18 protein-coding genes are annotated in these 19,687 nt (G+C 44.4%); 3 read left to right on the top strand and 15 right to left on the bottom strand.

Annotated elements, in window-relative coordinates:
- Positions 1-27: 27 nt before the first annotated feature.
- The 5 genes from SGRA_RS15000 to SGRA_RS14975 all read right to left on the bottom strand — a co-directional run bounded on the left by SGRA_RS15000 (position 28) and on the right by SGRA_RS14975 (position 8,097).
- Positions 28-363 (bottom strand): hypothetical protein, encoded by a 336-nt coding sequence (locus SGRA_RS15000; protein WP_015693613.1) that lies wholly within the window; start codon positions 361-363, stop codon positions 28-30.
- Positions 338-1,828 (bottom strand): C2 family cysteine protease, encoded by a 1,491-nt coding sequence (locus SGRA_RS14995; RefSeq protein WP_187288169.1) that lies wholly within the window; start codon positions 1,826-1,828, stop codon positions 338-340. Before SGRA_RS14995 ends, SGRA_RS15000 begins: the two co-directional genes overlap by 26 nt.
- A 46-nt stretch (positions 1,829-1,874) precedes the next feature.
- Positions 1,875-2,621 carry an NfeD family protein gene (locus tag SGRA_RS14990; protein WP_041329694.1) on the bottom strand — a complete coding sequence of 249 codons (747 nt, stop codon included), beginning with the start codon at positions 2,619-2,621 and terminating at the stop codon, positions 1,875-1,877.
- Positions 2,622-3,394: 773 nt separating this feature from the next.
- Positions 3,395-3,937 carry a TM2 domain-containing protein gene (locus tag SGRA_RS19580; RefSeq protein WP_015693608.1) on the bottom strand — a complete coding sequence of 181 codons (543 nt, stop codon included), beginning with the start codon at positions 3,935-3,937 and terminating at the stop codon, positions 3,395-3,397.
- 272 nt (positions 3,938-4,209) lie between these two features.
- Entirely contained in the window at positions 4,210-8,097 is a 3,888-nt protein-coding gene (locus SGRA_RS14975; protein ID WP_015693607.1) for a type IIG restriction enzyme/methyltransferase, read from the bottom strand.
- A 472-nt stretch (positions 8,098-8,569) separates the two neighbouring features.
- On the opposite strand from SGRA_RS14975, the gene SGRA_RS14965 reads away from it, so the two are divergent.
- From SGRA_RS14965 to SGRA_RS24135, 3 genes are all read left to right on the top strand, one after another.
- On the top strand, positions 8,570-9,100 hold the full coding sequence (locus tag SGRA_RS14965; RefSeq protein ID WP_050981203.1) for a hypothetical protein: 531 nt from the start codon (positions 8,570-8,572) through the stop codon (positions 9,098-9,100).
- Positions 9,101-9,247: 147 nt separating this feature from the next.
- Entirely contained in the window at positions 9,248-9,697 is a 450-nt protein-coding gene (locus tag SGRA_RS24140) for a hypothetical protein (RefSeq protein ID WP_015693604.1), read from the top strand.
- The gene (locus SGRA_RS24135; protein WP_015693603.1) at positions 9,655-10,224 is read left to right on the top strand and encodes a hypothetical protein; all 570 of its coding nucleotides are present in this window, start codon (positions 9,655-9,657) and stop codon (positions 10,222-10,224) included. The genes SGRA_RS24140 and SGRA_RS24135 overlap by 43 nt, the downstream gene beginning before the upstream one ends.
- Positions 10,225-10,578: 354 nt before the next feature.
- Here SGRA_RS24135 and SGRA_RS14955 read toward each other — a convergent pair whose 3' ends face one another.
- The 10 genes from SGRA_RS14955 to SGRA_RS14905 all read right to left on the bottom strand — a co-directional run bounded on the left by SGRA_RS14955 (position 10,579) and on the right by SGRA_RS14905 (position 19,310).
- Positions 10,579-11,019, bottom strand: a complete 441-nt coding sequence (locus SGRA_RS14955; protein ID WP_015693602.1) for a hypothetical protein — start codon at positions 11,017-11,019, stop codon at positions 10,579-10,581.
- Entirely contained in the window at positions 11,019-11,309 is a 291-nt protein-coding gene (locus SGRA_RS14950) for a hypothetical protein (RefSeq protein WP_015693601.1), read from the bottom strand. The genes SGRA_RS14955 and SGRA_RS14950 overlap by 1 nt, the downstream gene beginning before the upstream one ends.
- 48 nt (positions 11,310-11,357) lie before the next feature.
- Positions 11,358-11,915, bottom strand: a complete 558-nt coding sequence (locus SGRA_RS14945) for an RNA polymerase sigma factor (protein ID WP_015693600.1) — start codon at positions 11,913-11,915, stop codon at positions 11,358-11,360.
- Between the two features lie 60 nt (positions 11,916-11,975).
- Positions 11,976-12,548, bottom strand: coding sequence for a DUF6702 family protein (locus SGRA_RS14940; protein WP_015693599.1), 573 nt, complete (start codon positions 12,546-12,548; stop codon positions 11,976-11,978).
- A gap of 77 nt (positions 12,549-12,625) precedes the next feature.
- Positions 12,626-13,621: a YHYH protein gene (locus SGRA_RS14935; RefSeq protein ID WP_015693598.1), complete on the bottom strand. Its 996-nt coding sequence runs from the start codon at positions 13,619-13,621 to the stop codon at positions 12,626-12,628.
- A gap of 25 nt (positions 13,622-13,646) precedes the next feature.
- Positions 13,647-14,741 (bottom strand): YHYH protein, encoded by a 1,095-nt coding sequence (locus tag SGRA_RS14930; RefSeq protein WP_015693597.1) that lies wholly within the window; start codon positions 14,739-14,741, stop codon positions 13,647-13,649.
- 17 nt (positions 14,742-14,758) lie between these two features.
- Entirely contained in the window at positions 14,759-15,406 is a 648-nt protein-coding gene (locus tag SGRA_RS14925; protein WP_015693596.1) for a hypothetical protein, read from the bottom strand.
- A gap of 244 nt (positions 15,407-15,650) precedes the next feature.
- The gene (locus tag SGRA_RS14915; RefSeq protein WP_015693595.1) at positions 15,651-17,870 is read right to left on the bottom strand and encodes a TonB-dependent receptor; all 2,220 of its coding nucleotides are present in this window, start codon (positions 17,868-17,870) and stop codon (positions 15,651-15,653) included.
- 98 nt (positions 17,871-17,968) lie between these two features.
- A complete protein-coding gene (locus tag SGRA_RS14910; protein ID WP_015693594.1) occupies positions 17,969-18,247 on the bottom strand; it encodes an EF-hand domain-containing protein in 279 nt (92 codons plus the stop codon).
- A gap of 73 nt (positions 18,248-18,320) precedes the next feature.
- A complete protein-coding gene (locus SGRA_RS14905) occupies positions 18,321-19,310 on the bottom strand; it encodes a YHYH protein (protein ID WP_015693593.1) in 990 nt (329 codons plus the stop codon).
- Positions 19,311-19,687 lie beyond the last annotated feature (377 nt).

The following is a 19,687-nucleotide window of genomic DNA, read 5'->3' as shown; positions in this document are numbered from 1 at the left end:
GCCCGTTGGAAGAAGTTGGGGACTAACTTAGTCCACTTCTGTTAATACAAGGTAAGGAAATTTGCGATTTTCGCCATCTGGATGCAGAGATTTGAGCTGGTATTTTTTGCCTTGGATCTCCAACTCATCGCCTAGGGATAATTCAAATTCTTTTTCTTCTTGAAAGTAAAGCAGGACCGCCATTTCGGTATTTACGGTAGCTGCAGAAACCGTGGCGCTACCCAAAGGAGCGGGCACGCCCTGTTCAATAATATATTCTTTTGCCATTTCTTCTGTTTTGGGGGCTTGGGCGCAGGCCTGCAAGCAAAGCAGCAGGCCCAAGCTCCAAATAAATAAACTATTTATCGCCGATGCTAAAGTCATAGAAATATTCTTTTAGCGTATCAAAATCTATTTCGAGGTGGTAGTAGCCCCAGGGGTTGCGCAACTTAATTTTGCCACCATTCACGCCCATGACCGCATAAGAGTGACCATGTACTACTCGCTGCCCATCTTTGAGCTTGGTTTGCTGGCTATCGTCATTGCCCTTGGTATCGGCTGCCACCATTCGCTTATCTTCTAAGGCTTCGGTAATCATCTCTTCGATTTCTTTGGCCGAATAGCTCTTGGTTTTATAGACATCGCCATCTTCTCCAGTGAGTAGGCCCATGGCTTTTTCTACATAGCCGCCATGAATATCCTGATAACTGCCCTGATATTGGGCATAGGCTTTTTCGAGCAGCATGACCCAAAGCTCTTGATCGCCTAGGCGAGCATAGGCGGGATTTCCATTTTCATCTACTGGAAATTCGGGTTTTACTTTGACGGTTACGGGGCTACGGTCCCAAGAGATCCAGTACTTATAGACGTGTAGGGTCACATCATAGGTCCCATCGCCATTGTCTTTAATTAGTTTTTTGATGGCCCCAGGATCTGTTTTGGCCAAGCTGGCCACGGCAGCTAGAAAGTAGCAATCGCCTAGATAGCCCTGTTGCACATCATTGGGGTCTACACTATTGGTATCGGACCAGCCTTTTTTGAAAATATCGGCAACGACCTCATCGTATTTATAGTTTTGCTCATCGCGGATGGGGGGATTGGAGCGGGTAAACTCATAGATTTTATCCACCTTGCCCTTATAATCCTTGAGCTTGGCATAGCGGCTATCTAGCTTTGCTTTTACGGCATCTTGAGCTTGTTCGTAATAGGTTTCAAACTGCTCACAGAGTCCCTTAAGGGCAAAAACCTCTGCCGTATCTTCTTCTGTATGTTCTCGGCTTTTGAGCTTGCCAAAGATGTCGCTTTGGGCATTTTTCAATCGGTCCAATAGCTGATCAAAGGTATCGACTAGTTTGACGGCCTGCTCTTTTGGGGCCTTAGCGCTAATATCCAGCTCATGTTTTTGGGCCGGGGCGGTAGCGGCGGCGGTAGCTTCTTCGGTGGCGGTTTCTACGGCCTCGGCAACAGCAGCAGCGGCCAGTTCTAGTTCCATTTTAGCCTTGGCCAAGACGGGCGCCAACTTTTGCTGCATGATTTCGGGGCTCAGGCCTCCTTTTTTCAGCTCAATTTTGGCTTTGAGGCCTTCTTCGGTTTGCTCTAGGGCAAAACTACCGCCTCCAGTCTTTTTCATCAAGTGAATTTTCTCCTGCTTCACTCTTTTGACGGCCTTTTGCATCTCTGCTTCCTTCTTAAAGGGAAGCATCAGGCTAATTTTTTTGGCCCCTAGTTTATAATCGGCTAAGACCAGCACGGCCTTGGCTTTTTTCCAATTGGCCTTCGCTTTTAGGGCCTTGAGATAATCAGCGGGGGTCAGCTCCGATAGCTGATCTAAATTTAGTTCTACAGACATAATTTGACAATAATTAGATAGGTATAAGGTAGGTATTTTGGCTTTTTTAATGTTCATCGGCAGGGACGACCACAAAGCAGTTTTCCTGCTGCAGCTCATCCACAATTAAGACCTTTTGGCCCTTCTTGATTTCTTTTTCTATGCTTTTGGCCGATACCGTAGAAACCGAATCATTCACAAAGACCTTAATCTGGCCCATGCTATCTGGGGCAATCTCTGTGAGGACGGTCCCTACTTTTCCTTTATAATCTATCGCCTTTACCGAAGTATCTAGCTTGGCAAAAATAGGCACCAAAGGCGATGACAAGATTTTCATGATTAAAGCACTGACCAAAATATTGGGCAAAAGAGAAATGAGGGCCAGTGTAATTGTATTCTCCGGATTGTAAAAGCTTCCCTCATGGTTCAATAAGACCGAAATGCTCCAAGCACTCAATATAAATAGGGAAAAGAGAATCATAAAGGGCAGTTTGCCCAAATTGAAAAAGCGGAGCGTACCGATCCACCAAGAAACTTGCGCCCCAGCAGAAACTTCTGTATCTGCATCAGCATCTACATCAGCATCTACATCAGCATCTACATCGGCATCTACATCCGCATCTACATCAATGTCTGCATCGACGTCTACATCTACATCTACATCGACGTCTACATCGGCATCTAGGTCCATATCAAAGCTCTCTATATCTAGAGCGCCCAATACTACCGACAACCAATATAGAATGACCAATACAAACAGAACGGTCCAAAGAAGATTGGAGGCCGATAAGGCCGCCTGGATAAGCTCCATCATAGGGGAATAATTAAATCTAGGGGTTCATGAACCTATTAAAATGAATAGACATCTAGTCTAAGGTTTCTTTTTTAACAAAGGTTCCCTTTATGTTAAGATGTCTTAAGGCCTTTAATTTAGCTCTTTTTGGGCGAATACCTAATATTGAAGGGCAAAAACTCTAGGCCTGCGGCCTGAAACCCTATCTGGAGGATAATATTTTTTTGGGGCCTGCCGCCTTTGGCGGCCGGGCCCTTGCAGGGCTCGCAGGTCTGCTCGGCCCTTCGGGCCTGCTATCTGGGCCTGTAGGTTGAAACCTACAGCCATACAACAGCAGTATTGCTTCGCAATGATATATGTATGAGGGTTGAAACCCTCATACTTTTAACGGATCTCTTAGCCACCGCATTTATGATTTATACCGCCCAGAAGCTGTTTATCTATGGAGGGTTTTAACCCTCCATACCATATTAAAATGCATTTGTTAATTGGCTGTAGGTTTCAACCTACAGCATATTCCAGCCAGCCCCTAACCACCTTCCCTAAAACAACCATTAACCGAAGCACAAAAAAGCCCCCTCGAAGGAGGGGGCGACTGGTCCTATACAAAACTGCCCAACCGCCGAAGAAGATGGCCAAAAGGAAACATAAAAGATGAGCAGGCCCAGCGCTGCGGAGCGGGTGGCCGTCAGGCCAGACCGAGCTTTGAGCAGAGCGAAAAGCGAAGGGCCGAACGAACAGTGAGCCCCGCAGCATAGCGGCGGCCAGCTTGCTGGCCGCGGGCCCCAAAAAAACTACAACTCTTTTATTCCAATTACCTTTTCATTTTCTAGCTGAACCTCTAAACGATAAGCCCGATGCCCTTGAGGATGGGGATATTCTCCATAATAATATCTTTCATTCTTGCCCTCTTGGGTCAAATGCTTTTTCTCTTTTTCTGGATATCCAAAAACTTCGATAAGCATCTCTTTGCTCATCCCAATCCAAACCTTCTCATCGGCTATTGCCTGTGCGTATTTTTCCTGATATTGATTTTCCATAGATGCCGCATGTACTTCCCGTCTCATCTTTTCATTTTCTTTTTCGTTCTTATCATTCTCTCGACGAAGCGACTCTATCTTGGTCCGATAAAAATCGGGCATATAAGTCTGCTCAAACAGCTCTTCACTCATGAATATCAAGACCAAAAAGTCTACTAAGGCCAATAGCGCCGGTATCGTGGTCCAAAATAAGGTCATATATAAAACAGCTTGTTTGGTCCTTCCTAAATAGAATTTATGAGCCCCTAAAAAGCCCAACGTAATGGCCAATACAGCCGCAATGAGTTTAGATTTCATTTATTTTTTGTTTTGTCCCCAAGACAAAAAGCCTTAGGCTAGATTAAATTATAGCTTAAACAATAGCGAACTCAGCCCTGCAGGCTCATTTCATTTCGCCCCATGGCCGAAGGTCAAACGGCCCAGCGCTGCGGAGGCCCGTTTCGGTAGGTTAAAACCCACCGCAACAATGGTCTTGCTTCGCAATGATATATAGATGAGGGTTGAAACCCTCATTAAATTTAGCCCCGCAGCATAGCGGCGGCCAGCTTGCTGGCCGCGGGCCCCAAATCCTAGCTCCCCCCCTCTACCATCATGATCTCCTCCTCTGTCAATCCATATAAGGCATAAACCGCCCGATCAATCTCCTCCTCTAGTTGCCGCTGCTCCTCCTTACTAACAGCCGCTAAACGCTGTTCGACGAGCTCCTTTAAAACAGCTTCCTCTGCTGGACTAGGTTCTTTTATAGGTATTAGCTCCATATATACTTTACTAGGCTCTTTTGTATTGCCCTGCAATTCTGGAAAGTTATCCGCAAAACAATAGCGAAATAGCTTTGAATTAAAAAAGGCTGTTAAATAATATACAGCAGCTCCTGTCATGATAAAACACTTCTGATTCGTATAGTACTCTCCTTTCAAATCAAGCGCAAAAGGCAGAAACTTAGTCATATTCGGGTAAATAAGCTTCGGTTGATCAAATTGTTGCCAGTAATTTGCTGCCCAGCGTTGAAGAGCATACCACTCATAACGAATTCCTGTTTCTGCCTTATTTCTAGCAGATAGCCGATCCTTATGATTGACTAAATGTTGATATACGGCTGGATAACTTTTCTCAAACTCTGACTCAGCCTCCTGAGAAACACCTGTAATTGTACTGTCCTCATGCAGTGGAAAATGCCAAGGAATAAACACTAGCCACAAATCACTAAAATTAAGCGAATAACGCCCAATATCTCTTCCTCTTAGGATTGGTTTTAGGACCTCTGCGCTCTTGGGGTCTGCCTTAATTAGGGCATCTCTTTGCTCTTGGCTAATCACAAAAGCCTCATTATAGCCAGTCTTAATCCCATAGTTAATTTCTACATCCCAATCCCTCAAGGCTTTACCCTCTGCACTTACTTTTTGCTTAATAATATGCCGCTCCTTATCTAAAATGATCCAAGCTTCATCCTTTTCAAACTCATCCATATCTATATGATGTGCAGCAAAGTAAGTAGCCAAATCATCTAGTTTTTCTTGCTCGGCTCGAACAATTCTTAATGCTTTTATAGGGAATAGAGGGCTGTTTCTTTGGAAAAAACCTAGACTAGTCAATACAGTTGCCGTATCAAAAATTTGACAGTCCGATAAATCAACTACGGCTAGGGTCCGCATTTTTTCTGTAAAGAAATTGCGTAAAGCTCTAGCCCCTTTTGCTCTTAGCCAAGCACTTCCCGTAATAAAATTCACAGTTCCCCCTTCTCTAAGTAACTGCTCCGCTTTTTCATAAAAGAGCATATAAATATCTCCTGATCGATTGAAAACAGTATAGCCCTGATCTTGATAAAGCTTAGCCAAAGCGCCCCCATTCTGTTGCAGTTGAATATAAGGCGGATTCCCAATCACCACATCAAAGCCCCTAAAGCTACCATCCTCATTCAGTACCTCTGGAAACTCGAAGCGCCATTCAAAGGCTCGGTCATAGATTTCATTGTTAATCAGGGCTTCTTTTTCGGCCTCTACCTTAGCGAGTTTATTCTTGAGGCTTTTGAGCTTTGTTTTTTCGGCCTTGCTAATCTTCTGACCAAAGAGCTTGAGGTTATCTAGTTCTTCCTTTTTCTTGGCATAGGCTCCTCTGACCTTGGACACCTGCGCAATAAATTTGCGGCTGAGGCTTTCCTGAAAACCAGCTTTTACCTCTTGGATAATCTGCATGATCTCCCGCTTTTTGCCCTTATCATTGCTGCTCTTATAGCTGGCCACGGCATTGCGGTAATCATTCAAACTATATTTGGGCTGCATGGCTCCTTTTTTCTTGCGGCCCTTTTGTTTAAAGGCGGCAGACAAATCCTCCTCCAAGGCAAAGCGACTAATCAAGGAGTTGCCCGTCTTAATATTGATATCAATATTGGGCAGGGTCTGCAATTCGCCATCCTCGGTATAATAGGCATGCTTGAGCAACTCAATCCAGAGGCGCAAACGGCAAATCTTAACCGAATTGGGGTTGAGGTCTACCCCAAACAAACAGTTCTCAATCAAATGCCGCTTGTTCTCAAAGATCGCCTGTTGGATATCCTGAGAGCGATCCCCCTTTCTACTATATACATATAAGTCGCCTTCCCGATAACGGATAATCAACTCATCATTTTCAATCTCTAGCTCAATCCGCAAAGGTTTGTTTTGCTGATCCAACAGCAGCCCCAACTCATTCTTAATATAGAGCAGCTCATTGAGCGCACTGACCAGAAAGTGGCCCGAACCTACGGCGGGATCACAGATGCGCAGGCTATCAATCTCGGCATTTACGGCCAAACGGAAGCTTTCTTTTTCTGCTTCTGTTTTGCACTTCCGAAAATGCTGTCGATAAAGGCGATCATCCAACTCCTCCAAATCTTCAATATCCTCCCCCAAATCAAAAGCCTGGGCCAACTTCTGAATCACGGCCTTTTGCAGGCTCTGCCGACTCATATACATGGTAATATAAGCGGGGGTATAAAAAGAGCCATCCTGATAGCCATTGATCTTTTCAAAGATCAGCCCCAGCACCGAGGCAGAAATCAGGCTCTTCTGCTGCTCGCCTTCCTGCAAGAGTTCTTCGCCTCCCTCGGCCTCACTAAAGTTGTAGGCCTCTAGAAAGCGGAAGAGATAATCTAGTAGGGGCAATTTCCCCTGCATCCGTTTGAGGTTGGCATCCTTGAGCACCGTCTTTTCATAAAGCGGCAGTTCTAGCTCCTCTAGGGCCGAAATAGAAAGGACATTTTGCTCTAGGGCTGTCTCCTCAAACAAAGAGGAATTTAGATAGGGGATCTGCGCATAATCGGCCTGCACCCGCTGATGTCGGTCGGCCTTTCGCTTGGCCAAAACCGAGAAAAACAGCTCCTTGAGCTTATTGAACTTGGGCAAAAACTGATAATTCAGAAAGCCCTTTTGTTCTTCCTCCTGCTGAATCAGCTGCGCCTCTAGCAACTTGAGGAACAGCAATCGGTTGATCCAGCTCAAAGAGAGCTCTAAGCCCAGATGAAAATACTGCTCCTCCTTATTCGGGCCATATTGTCTAGGCCGATCTACCTTATATAAGGCATCGGTTTCGCTCAGGGCATAGATTGTCGATTCTAGCAAAGAGGCATCATGTCGCTTGCCTTGGCTGGCCCGACCAATTAGTTTTTTCCCCTTCTCTTGCTGCTCTTCTAGGCCCATAATATGCAAGAGCTCATAATAAAACTCCTTATTGAGCTGGTTGTTATCATTGCCTAGGGGCTCCCGCAACAAATAATAAGGCGAAAAGAGTTTGTAGACATAGAGCAAGGCCCGCTCACTAAATTCTTTGCGGATGTCTAGATAATAAAAGGGCAAGCTTTTGCCTGTTTCCCCATCCAAAAGCTCGGCAATATACTTTTGGGCAATCTCCTTATAAAAGAGCTCCGTCTTGCTACTGTCTTTTTTCCCATCGCGGAAAGCCTCATACTCCCGAATCAGGGCCTTATTCTTATAAAAGCATTCATAAAAGCTATTGGCCGAAAAGAAAAACCATTCGTTGCCATTCGTAATGACCAACTGCTTAATATCATTGTTCTGTTCATCTAGCCGCTGCCGCAAATAATAGAGCAAAAGCTCTTGTAGGGCTTTGGTATTCAGCTTATTTACCGTAGGAAACTCGGCGGGGTTCTGTGGCCGCTTACATTCTAAAAGGACCAAAGGCCTAGCGCCGGCATCTCCCTCCTGAATCACCATATCCAAGCGGTCCAGCGTATTGATCGTATAGCGATCTATGGGATAAAAGCTATTGCGTAAAAACTCGCTGATATAGGTCTTTGCATTCTCCTCCGACTCCTGCCGCAGCTCATGCCCCTCCATCTGCAACTTAAAGCGCTTAAGCTGCTCCCCAAAGCGGGCCAACTCCTTTGCTTGAATCTGATGTTGCAATAATGATTTGGGTAAAAGCTGGCTGAGCTTTTCTATTTGTTTTCCTCCTGGGTTCATCGTATTGTTTGTTTTGTTCTGGCTGTTAAAATAGCTAAAAAATACAAATCAAGCTCTTTTTTGTCCAGCCTATCTAGATAGGGATGATTTTTTGGGGCCTCCTGCCTACGGCAGGCGCTACGCTTTGGGGCTCGCTGTTCGCTCGGCCCTGCGGCGGCTTTGCCGCCTTGGTCTGGCCTGACGGCCACCCCGCCGCATCGCTAGGCCGTTTGGCCTGCGGCCATGGGCTGCAGCTTAAAAGCCGCAGCCAGATTAGGGTCCAATAAGCTAGCTCTTTATCGCCACTTGGCCTGCGGCTTAAAAGCCGCAGGTCCTGAAAAACCTAAGCCCCTGCCTTCTATCTTGGAAGCAGGGGCTTTTAAGCTCCTGCGGCGAGCAAGATGATGGCCCAACTGGATTGGCTGCGGCCTTTAGGCTGCAGATGGCGGCTTTGCCGCCATGGCCGAAGGCCAAAAAGCCCATCAAAACCTTTATGCCCTATTCTGCAGTTGCAGAACACCCCATCAAAACCTTTACGCCCTATTCTGAAGTTGCAGAACACCATATCAAAACCTTTATGCCCTATTCTGTAGCTGCAGAATACCCCATCAAAACCTTTACGCCCTGTTCTGCAGTTGCAGAATACCATATCAAAACCTTTATGCCCTATTCTGCAGTTGCAGAATACCATATCAAAACCTTTATGCCCTATTCTGCAGTTGCAGAATACCATATCAAAACCTTTATGCCCTATTCTGCAGTTGCAGAACACCATATCAAAACCTTTATGCCCTATTCTGCAGTTGCAGAACACCATATCAAAACCTTTATGCCCTATTCTGCAGTTGCAGAACACCATATCAAAACCTTTATGCCCTATTCTGCAGTTGCAGAACACCATATCAAAACCTTTATGCCCTATTCTGCAGTTGCAGAACACCATATCAAAACCTTTACGCCCTATTCTGCAGTTGCAGAACACCATATCAAAACCTTTATGCCCTATTCTGCAACTACAAACTAAATCCCCTATTTAACGCACCAAATTGATAAGTCGTAAACAGCAAATACCAAAAAAGTTATAATTATTTAGGAAAAAGCTTGACATTTAAAAAGTATTTACCTAAGTTTATAACGTTATCTATTTTACAACCCCAATAATTTTATTATTATGTTTCAAAACCCAGATTGGGCAGCCCTAAGTAATTTCTTTTATAGCAGTACGAAAGGCTCCTTCAAAAAAATGTATCAGCTAGCTACAGATCATTTGAGCAAGCTACGCATCAAAGCGGCTACGGATCCTGACATTCAGGACATCTTGACCTTTTTCGAGCCTTTTTATTTTGCTTTCTTGCAGCAGTATGAGCGTTCTATTGATGGGCGTACGGCTTATCATGCAAAAACAGCAGAGTTTAAGGAGCTGCTAGAAGAAGTAACGGGCCCCTACTTCGCCGTTGGGCCGCCGAGATTCAGATCAGCTATGACAATCAGAGCCGTCAGTACAAAAGCTTCTTTCCGCAGGGCCGTGGCGTTTTTCAAAATAATAGCCTTGAAGTTCGCATCCAACTCGTTAAAACCTTGGGGCGCAATCTACTCCAAGATCCCCAATTGGCTAACCTAGGGACTACCGTTGCCAGCTATGGCCAACAACTAGAAGATCTCCGCAACGAACAGCAGGGGCTAGAATACCATTACAATAACAACTCTACTTTGCTCGAGCAGCAGCGAGAAGAATTGTCTTTGGGACTCTTTGCCTGCTTTGCCCGCCTAGAGTTTCACTATTACCGAGACATCAATCAGGTGGCTGACTTTTACGAACTCAAGTACTTCCGCCGCAGCAACAACGGTAGCAGCGAAGAAAGCACAGAAGAAGAAGATTATGGCCTCTTTGAGATAGATCTAGCCGCAGAAAGCCGCTCGCTGCAGCTGGAGGGTTTGCTCCGTGGTGGGGAAACCATCCGCATTACACATCTTGAGGGAGAGGCTGTCAAGTATTACTCTGCCGCTAATGCAAATGATATCCCCGCTCAGATCTATGAGTTGCAGCCCAACCAAAGCGTTAGCTTGCAACTGCCTGCGGGCCACCGCTTGCTCTTCTTTGATAATCCAGCAAGCCAAATGGCTAAGGTTGAATTGGAATTGATGTAGGGGGGCTGTTTTTATATCTCTGCTAGCCCTGTAATTTATAGAGACTGGTATATCATTGCTATATGGGCCTGTAGGTTGAAACCTACAGATGGCCGAAGGCCAAAAGGCCCAGCGCTGCGGAGGCCCGTTTCGGTAGGTTAAAACCCACCGCAACAATGGTATTGCTTCGCAATGATATATAGATGAGGGTTGAAACCCTCATTAAATTTAGCCCCGCAGCATAGCGGCGGCCAGCTTGCTGGCCGCGGGCCCCAAAAGAACCAACAAAAAAGGCAAAAAAAAGCCCCCTACAAAGGAGGGGGAGACAACTAGCTAGCGTTTAGGAGGATTGGCTAAAAGAGAAAATTTGGGGTTCTATTTTTCTAGCAAGATAGCTTTTAGCGTATGGGCCAACCATCTTTTAAAAGACTTCTTTTGTTCTTCATTGAGGAGGGCTTCTACTTTTTCGAAGTGTTCGTAGGTAACAATTACCTTTTGTGATTGGAGTGATTCAATATCATGGATAATAGTTTGTTGGTCGCTTAGTTTATTTTGGCTCACGAGTGGGCTAAAGTACCTCATAACCAGGTCATGTTCTTGGAGGTGGACCTTTTGCATTTGCTGCAGATGTTCGTTTACGAGTAGGATAAACGCTTGTTCTTGTTCATTGCTTAAGTTAAGTTCTTGGGCGGTATCTTCTAATCGTTGTGGGCCTTTTGGGGGCGGGGGGCTAAAGAAAAAGAAAAGGGTAAGGAGAGAAATATTTAGTAGGAGAAGGCCTAAGCTCAGGTATTTATAAAACTGTAGCTGCTTCATTATTGATAAATTTTATAATTAGACATTAGGCTAATATTGGAGTTATTGCTTTGTTTTTGGGTAGACAGCTGTCTATTTTGTTGAAGGGCTTGGATGGTCCAAAGATTTAGTATTAGGAGGCCTACTAGGGCGGCGGCGACAATAGAAAGCTGTTTGAGTTGGATAACTTTTGATTGGGAGGCTAACTCTTGTTCAATTTTGGAGAACAGTTGAGTTGGCGGTTTTGCTTTGGGGGCTCCTTTCATGCTGTAGAGCAGATTATTTAGTTGTTCTTCTTTATTGTTATTCATAGAAAATAATTTTAGGGTGACTATATATTATTAGACTTCGGTTGGGGGTTAAATCCTTCGGTTGGGGTAGGATTTTTCTAGTTTGGCTCTAAGATTTTTTTTTGCTCTTTGGAGGAGGGATTCTACGGCTTTTAGGGAGAGGCCCATAATATCGGCTACTTCTTGTCTGGGTAAATCCTCGACAAAGCTAAGGATAAAAGCTGTTTTTTGTTTATTGGCCAAGCTAGCAATAAACTGAAAGAGCAGTTTTGCATTTTCTTTATTTTCGAGAATCAGGGCGGGGTGTTCAAAGTCTGTTTGTTCTTTTTGGGTATAATTTAGATGAAAGAGGGCCCATCGTTTTTTCTTTTTAAGAAAATTGATGGATTTATTGACTGTAATTCGGTAGACCCAAGTATTGACAGCAGCCTTAGCTTTAAAATTGGCTGCGGCTTGATGGATACTGAGAAAGACATCTTGTGTAACTTCCTCGGCATCTTGAAGGTTCTGGGTATAGCTAAGGGCTGTATTAAAGACCTTTTCTGCAAAGAGCTGGTAAAACTGCTGAAAAGCTTGGCGGTCTTCAGCGGCGATACGGCTTAATAATTCCTCAGCGTTAACATTCAAAGCTTAGTATAATTTGGTACTTATAACAAAGCGCTAGAACAGGGGGCGTAGTGGCAAGCCTTATCTAGCGAGTAAATAATAAATGAGGGCAATAAAAATAAGGGCGCCTAGGGTAATCAGGAGGTAAGTGGTTAGCTTACTTTTAGGGGCTTCAATGATTATTGCTTGGTAGTCATTATTGGTAGAGAGAACGAGATGTTCTGTTTGGCCATTTAAGTGGTGAAAAAAGATAGTTTGATGTTGTTTATTCTCCTTAAATGCGGGGATACTGATCGTGGCTTCTTCTATCTTTTGGGGTAGGGGTGAGAGGATAAACTTCAGGTCTGTTTGGTGGTTTCCTAGGCGCAGGCCGCCATCTTTCAAGGTAATTTTTTTTCCGTTGACCTTTAGTACAAATCGGGGTTTAATATATTCTATGATCAGTTGTTTGAGTTGGGCGGTTGTTTTGGTATTGAGCGATTCTTTGCTGTATTGTTTTAGCAGCGCTTGTTCTAGTCCGCTTTGGCTCAGGTTAACATTGAGGGTCCAATGATTATCTTCTTGATTTAGTTCATAGCGGGCGGAAAGCGGGTTATGGGCAAAAAGACTAAAAGGGAGTAGGGTGAGGAGGAGATGGAACAGGATAAACTTCATTTAGGCAATGCTTTAGTGGTTGAGTAAAAAAGAGGAAGAGGATTACCTCTTCCTCTTTTTTTTTGGTTTAATCATATTTAGTTGTATTGGAAAGCATTTTGGGCAGCCACGCCCTTTAGGCATTGGGGGACATTGGGTGCGCTAGTTGTGCTAGCTACATAGTGGTAAACGCCATCGGGGTATTCGTTGGTTATGGCTGTTCTTCCGCCGCAGTCATCTAAATCTGTAGGAGGAGTAGCATAAGCATAGATAGGAAATCCATCTTTGGCAAAGCCTACTAATTGGGTAGTAGTTGTTTGAGTAATTTTGGTACAAGAGGTAGCGGTAATTCCGTTGGCTACAAGTACTTGATTCATTACTTGAGGGACAAAATGCCAGTGGTAGTAGCCAGCGGGGTCATGGTGTCCACCACAGGGGTCTAGAGATGGGATGTTAATTTCTGTTGCTGTACCGCCGGTACCGCCTGCTCCTCCGCCTGGTCCATTCATGGCGGGTCCATTGATTGCTGAGGGGGGATCACCATTGATGGGGACGCCATCTAGAGAGAGTCCGATGAGTTCTACTTCTTCGATATCATTATTAGATGCGGCTAATTTAGGGTTGGCGGGGATAATGAAAGTGAGTTCTAGGTCATCATTGGGTGCAGCATCTAAGCAATTAGACTGATTCATATTGATTGCCCCTGAAACAAAGTCATAAATATTCACATTGCCGTTAGAGTCTACGATATCGTAGCCATCGGCTTCCATATCATTGAGGAAATCGGCTGCCCAGAGGCGGAGGCCGGGGTTAGTAGCCCCATCATAGACGCTTAATCCGGCTATATCATTAACTGTTTCGGCACAAAAAGGGCCATTAGCTACGGGATTGCTAGAGAAGCTAAGTTGGAAACATTCGGCGGTAGTTCCGTCTTCTAGGGTGGCGGTAATGCGTTCAAAGCTCAGCAGTGAATTTGCGTTAAATAGCGATTCCTTTATGAGGTAATCTTCTGTGGGGGAATCTTCATCTGTTTTATTGCAAGCGGCGAGGCCAAAGAGGCCTATTACGGCTGCTATATAAATTAGATTTTTCATACTTAGGATTTTTTTGGTTAGAAAATTATTCGGCCCAGGCGCCATGATAGCATTCTAAGATTTCATTATTTTCTAGGGGCATAACATGATAGTGGTAGCCTCTAATTTCGTCATAATGTCCGCGGCATTCGTCCAGATCGGTAGGTTCATTTCCATTGACATCATATTGTGCGTAGAGTCCGTGTCCATCTAAGGCGTAGCCAATCATGGGGGCATGTCCATCTGCTTGAGCGATACGTGTAGTGAGGCCCATATCTCCGTGATAGTGGTAGCCCAGGCGGTTATTGACATGTCCGCCGGCATCATCGACGGGGGCGATTTGGTATCCGGCGAGGATAGTATTAACATCTGCGGGGTGGTCAAAGCGAACGCCATTAAAGGCTAGTCCTCTAACTAGGGGGCCATAGCTTACGCCAGCTTGGTCAAGAGTTGGTCCATCGCCAAGTGTGGTAGAATTAGCTTGAATAGTTGGTCGAACGGGGATGAGGTAGCGTTCTTGAGCGTTTACCCAAGAGGGTAGGCATTGGGCGCACATATTCATATATTGGTCTTCGATATTGGGGTCGGCGCCCTGTTCGCATTCTTGTTGAGTAGTAAAGCGGTAGACATTTCCGTTGGCGTCATGCATTTTCCAGCTTGTATCATTATAGAATACGGCTAGATTTTCAATAAAGGGTCCATCTACATCATAGAGGACGCCATTATCCATCCAGAGGCCTCCATCTTCTGGTCCATCAGAAATATGTTCTGGGCACCAGGGTCCCATTTGGTGGTCGGTGGGAGTATGTTTAGACACAATTTCAAAACATTCTGTTTCTGTGCCGTCGGATAAGGTACAGGGCACACGGTTTATCGTGACATTTCCATCTGTAGTAATAAATAGGGTTTCATCGACTTCATTGACTACATAGGGGCTCGTATCGTCATTATCTAGGCTATTATCTACATATCCTGTTGGCTGTTCGCAGGCGGTTTTGCTGATGGCAGGATTTCCTAGTCCGTCGGCGTCGGTATCTTCATACCAGAGGGTATCTTCACAGAGGGGTTCATCATCTCCGCAGGCCCAGAGGAGTTGCAGGCTTAGGAGGAGGAGCAAAGCATATTTCAGTTGATTTTTCATGGCTTTATTTTAAAAGGTTAGAGATTTGGTGTGGATGGGGCTATTTTAGATTGTTTATTAACGAGTAGAAAAATTGCTATTCCAGTTAGCAAGATGCCTAAGAGGAGAACAAGAGCATAAACATTAGTTTGTTTTTCTGTGCTAGGGTCTAGGGCTTCAAATTTATTATCTTCAGCTTTGAGGTATAGTTGATGATTATTTTCTTTATTCATCATAAACTGATTTTTGGCGAAGCCTTTTTTTAGTACAACTAGGGCGGCTTGGTTTCTGGAGATATGTTCAAAGCTAGTGTTCTTCACCTCTATAAGGTTCATGTTTTCGGTTTTTCCTTCTAGTTCAAAAGTAATACTGCTTTCATGTCCTAGGCGAACTTGGGGTTTATTCAGTTTAAGGCTTTCGCCCTCATTAAATTTCACCGACAGGCTTTGTTCTATTTGCTTAACGACCAACTCTTTAAACTCTTCAGCTGTTTTATAGGCATCTTGGCCAAAGCGTGCAGCTACTTCATATTCGAAGGCGGTAAGGGAGGCTCTGATTTGGATAATCCACTCTCCGTTTTCTTTTTCCATTAAAATGGTAGAGGACAAATTGGGTTGGTGGGCCCAGAGCCCTGTTGAGGAGCAAAGGAAGAGGAGCAATAGGCTATATTGAATGATCTTTTTCATGCTGTATAATTTTATAGGTGGTGATCAATGCTCAGAAGCTAATTATTCAAAATATTTTTTTGGGGTTTGCCCCTCTCCTATTGGTTGGGGTTGGGGTTTTCTTGGCCCAGCGCTGCGGAGCGGGTGGCCGTCAGGCCAGACCGAAGGCGAAACGAAGTGTAGCCTGAAGGGCCGAACGAACAGTGAGCCCCGCAGCATAGCGGCGGCCGCCCGCCCTTTTAGGGGCGGCCGCGGGCCCCAAATTCTAGAACTTATATTGCATGACTAGCTTGAGGAAAAAAGGAGTTCCGGGTGTAAAGTGAATTTCCTCTACCGATTCGCTTTCATTAAAAAGGCGAGATTCGGTGGCAAACTGTGTTTCGTTCCATGCTGTATTAAAGAGGTTTTGAAGCTGCACAGCAAAATCAAATTGTTTATACTCATAGCCTAGGTTGGCATCGACCAGGGTATACCCTTCTGCTACGATAGAATTATCTTCATTGGCGGGGCGGTCATTGATATGTCTTAGGTTGAGGCTCCCATACAGCCCGCTAGAGTGTTTATAATTCAGGCCAGCTTGGAGGGTAAAATCTGCTGCTAGGGGGATATAATCTTGGCCGACTTCCTCCTCTATACTTCGGGCGTGGGTATAATTGGCATCCAGATTAAAAAAGAGGGAAGTGACAGGTTGGTATCGATAGCTAAGGTCTATACCTTGTCTTTGGCTACGGCCAGAGGGTTCTACAATACCGGCATCGCCTACATAGACAAACTCTTGTTCCATGTAGAGGTACCAATAGGCCATATTGAGGAACATTTTGGGGCTAATTTTCCAGTTATAGCCTAGATCAAAGCCATAGGTAGCGGGCAAGATTTCGTCTAAATTTTGGGCAATGACTAGGCGGCTATCATTGGAGTGGAAGCCCTTTCCTCCTTTGAGGTAGAGCTGCAAGCGATTGGACTGTTGGTAAGCGATATTGAGTTTTGGGCTCAAGATGCTTTTTGTTGTAGCGCGATGGTCATATTCGCTGCTCAGATGATTGGTATAAGCAAAATCAAAATAATCTAGGCGCAAGCTGGGCTGGATCAGCCATTTGCCAATATTTAATTTTGCGCCTAGATAAGCAGCGGCATTTTTTTCTTGGATATCGCCAAATTGGATTTGCTCCAAAACGGTTTGGCGGTTGATCGTATGAGAGAGTTCATTGTCTATAGATTCATCGGCTCTTAGTTGTAGGCCGGCGATCAGGGCCCCTTCTAACTGATTAAAATGAAAGAAGCGATTATACTCTGTATTTAGGCCGTAGATATTTCGATCTTCTCGCTGTTTGATTTGGTCGCCATTGATGCTGTCTTCTAAGAAGAAGGTAAAATTAGAATAGAGTTCAAAATCGTACTTGCTCCAGTAGAGGCTCGTTTTGATCAAAGAATGCGCATCAATAATTTTTTTGTGCGCCAAACGAATATTTGTTCGGCTAGTTTGTCCGCCCTCGGTATCATCTATAGCTCCAAAGCGGCTAATGAGTCCTTGTTCTACTGCTCTTGTAGGGATTTGGCCCGAGGCGTCCCAACTACTTTGAAAATGCGAGGCCGTAATATTTATGTGATTATTTGGGGAGCTATTTAGGCTATATTTAGCAAAGAGATTGAGCCGATCAAAGTGCTGGGGGCTTTCAAAATAGCCATCAGTTGCTTGATAATCGCTAGCGATATAAGCCGATTGCTTTTCGCTATTAAATAATTTAAAGAGCCCCAAAACACGAGCACTATTATATTGACCAGCTTCTAGTTTAATCAGATTATCTTCTAGGTAGTTTTTAGTTTTGAAATTGACATAGCCAGCTGTAGCAAAATTACCTTTTTGCTCATTGTAGCTTCCTTTTTCAAACTGAATTTGCTCTACCGTTTCAGGAATCAGAAAATGCAAATCTGCATAACCCTGCCCATGCGCATGCGAAACCATATTTACGGGCATATCATCTACCGTGATGCTCAAATCAGTACCGTGGTCAATGTCAAAACCACGCAGAAATATCTGCTCGGCCTTGCCGCCCCCAGCATGCTGCCCAATAAAAAGGCCAGGCACTTTTTTTAATAAGTCTTGAGAAGATTTTACGGGCTGCAACTGTAAATCAATATCAGAAAGGAGCTGTAGGCTATTTACCTTATTGTTGATGACAACTTCTTCAAGCTCCACCGCCAAATCATCTAATTGTACAATTATAGAGCTGTCCGTTTGGACCACCAACAATACCTTAGGGCGATATAAAAGATGTCGAAACTCTAAAGTATCTCCAACAGCCACTTTTTCTAGCTGAAAACTACCCCGCAAATCACTATGGCTATGCTGCTGATTGGCCCTGTTGATAATGGTCGCCTCAGCAATAGGAGAAGAGGACTGATCGAGGATCTGCCCTTCTAGGGTTTGCCCATGCAAACTGATCGAGAAGGCAAATAATAAAGCGGTAAAAAAAATAAATTTCATTAGAATTTTGTTTAGTGAGCCCCCAAGATATTCAGTTTTATAAAAAAAGGGCAACCTCAATTGGCTGCCCCTAAAAAAACAAACAAGACTGTAGTTATCTAATCCTCTCTACGGCCTCGAGTTCGTTTCTTTTTTTCTGGTTTTGGAGCGTTTTCTAGCTCCTCAGGGCTAATAAAACCATCCTGGTTGGCATCAATTGTAGCAAAATCTTTTTTCAAAGGACCTTTTACCTCCGATTCTGCAAGCAAACCATCTTGGTCGGCATCCATTTGTTCAAATACTTCTTCTGTCGTAGGAGGCGCTTTGCGCTCTCCTCTTTGTGCGTTACAATTCAATGCGATAAAAGCAAAGCTAACAGCCATCATTAGAGTTTTCATAAGTTTCCATTTTGTGGTGTAAAATTAAAACTAAGACCCTACTCTAATAAATTGGTTTAAACGACAATGAAATTTATTCTACATATGCTCCCTTTAAGCAATTGATAAAGTTGTTGTTCCCCGCAGCATCTACATGATAATGATAACCTCTTACTTCATCATAATGCCCTCTACAATCATCCAAATCTGTAGGTTCATTGCCATCAGCATCCAATCGAGCATAAATACCATGACCATCCAAAGCATATCCAATCAAGTCCGCATGACCATCGTCCTGCGCAACAGCATAACTAACTCCTGTTGCAGCATGATAATGATACCCCTGAGAAACATTGATATGCCCCCCCGCATCATCAAAAGGAGCTAGCGTATAAGCCCCCAATATGTTGCTTACCGGAGCCGGTGCAGAAAACTCAACGCCATTCAAAGCCAACCCTCTTGTTGATGGAATTGTACTTTGGCCCGGAGGAGGACCAGGCTGCCCCGCCGTCATAAAATCTACAGCAACTTCCTGAAGAACTGGAGTTATCGGAATGGTCCAAGTATGACTAACCGTAGCAATGTAAGAAGGAATGCACTCTACACAGAAGTTTTCATATGCCGCCCCAACATTAGGATTGGCCGCATCTATACATTCTTGCTCTGTGTCTGTTGTGTAAATATCTCCATTGGCATCATACATCTGCCAAGTGCTGTCATTATAAAAACTAGCCATATTCTGCACAAAGGCACCATCTACATCATAAACTACTCCCCCCTCTAACCAAATCCCTCCAGCAGATGCATCATCGCTAATGTTGTCCGGACACCAAGGCCCCATCTGATGATCAGTAGGCATACTCGTCGTTACGATCTCATAACAATCCGTTTCTGTCCCATCAGAAAGCGTACAAGGTACAATCGTTACGGTGGTGTTCGTATTCGCCGCTGTAAAATAACTGGACTCTACACTCACTACGGTTTCTTCACTGCCCGAAATTTCTTCCTCTTCCTTTTTACAAGCCGAACTGGCTACTGCTAAGCCCAAAAATAAAAAGGAAGCCATTTTGAAGGATCTGTTCATAATCATCGCTTTTGGTATTCTTAAATTTAATACCTCTTTAGACCCTCCTCCCCATATAATCCTTCGCCCTTTGGTTGTTTTTTTTAAAAAAATTTCGCCGCTAAAAAATACCCCCAATGCAGATACCTACAATGCTTGCTTTTTATTCCCCCAAATCTTTCTTCTCTATACTCATTTTTTGGGGCCTCCTGCCTGCGGCAGGCGCTACGTTTCGCAGCTCGCTCCTCGCTCGGCCCTTCGCCAGCTTCGCTGCCTCGGTCTGGCCTGACGGCCACTGCTGCACATCGCTAGGCCTGCTCATCCATTTTTTTTCTTCTAGCTTTTTTCTTCTGCAGTTTGGCTTTTGTTTTTTATTCGCCATAATTATCCCAACCAAC

It is taken from the genome of Saprospira grandis str. Lewin, from assembly GCF_000250635.1.
Lineage (GTDB): Bacteria > Bacteroidota > Bacteroidia > Chitinophagales > Saprospiraceae > Saprospira > Saprospira grandis.
Note: the sequence above shows the minus strand (reverse complement) of the source record. Positions and strands in the feature narration are given on the sequence as shown.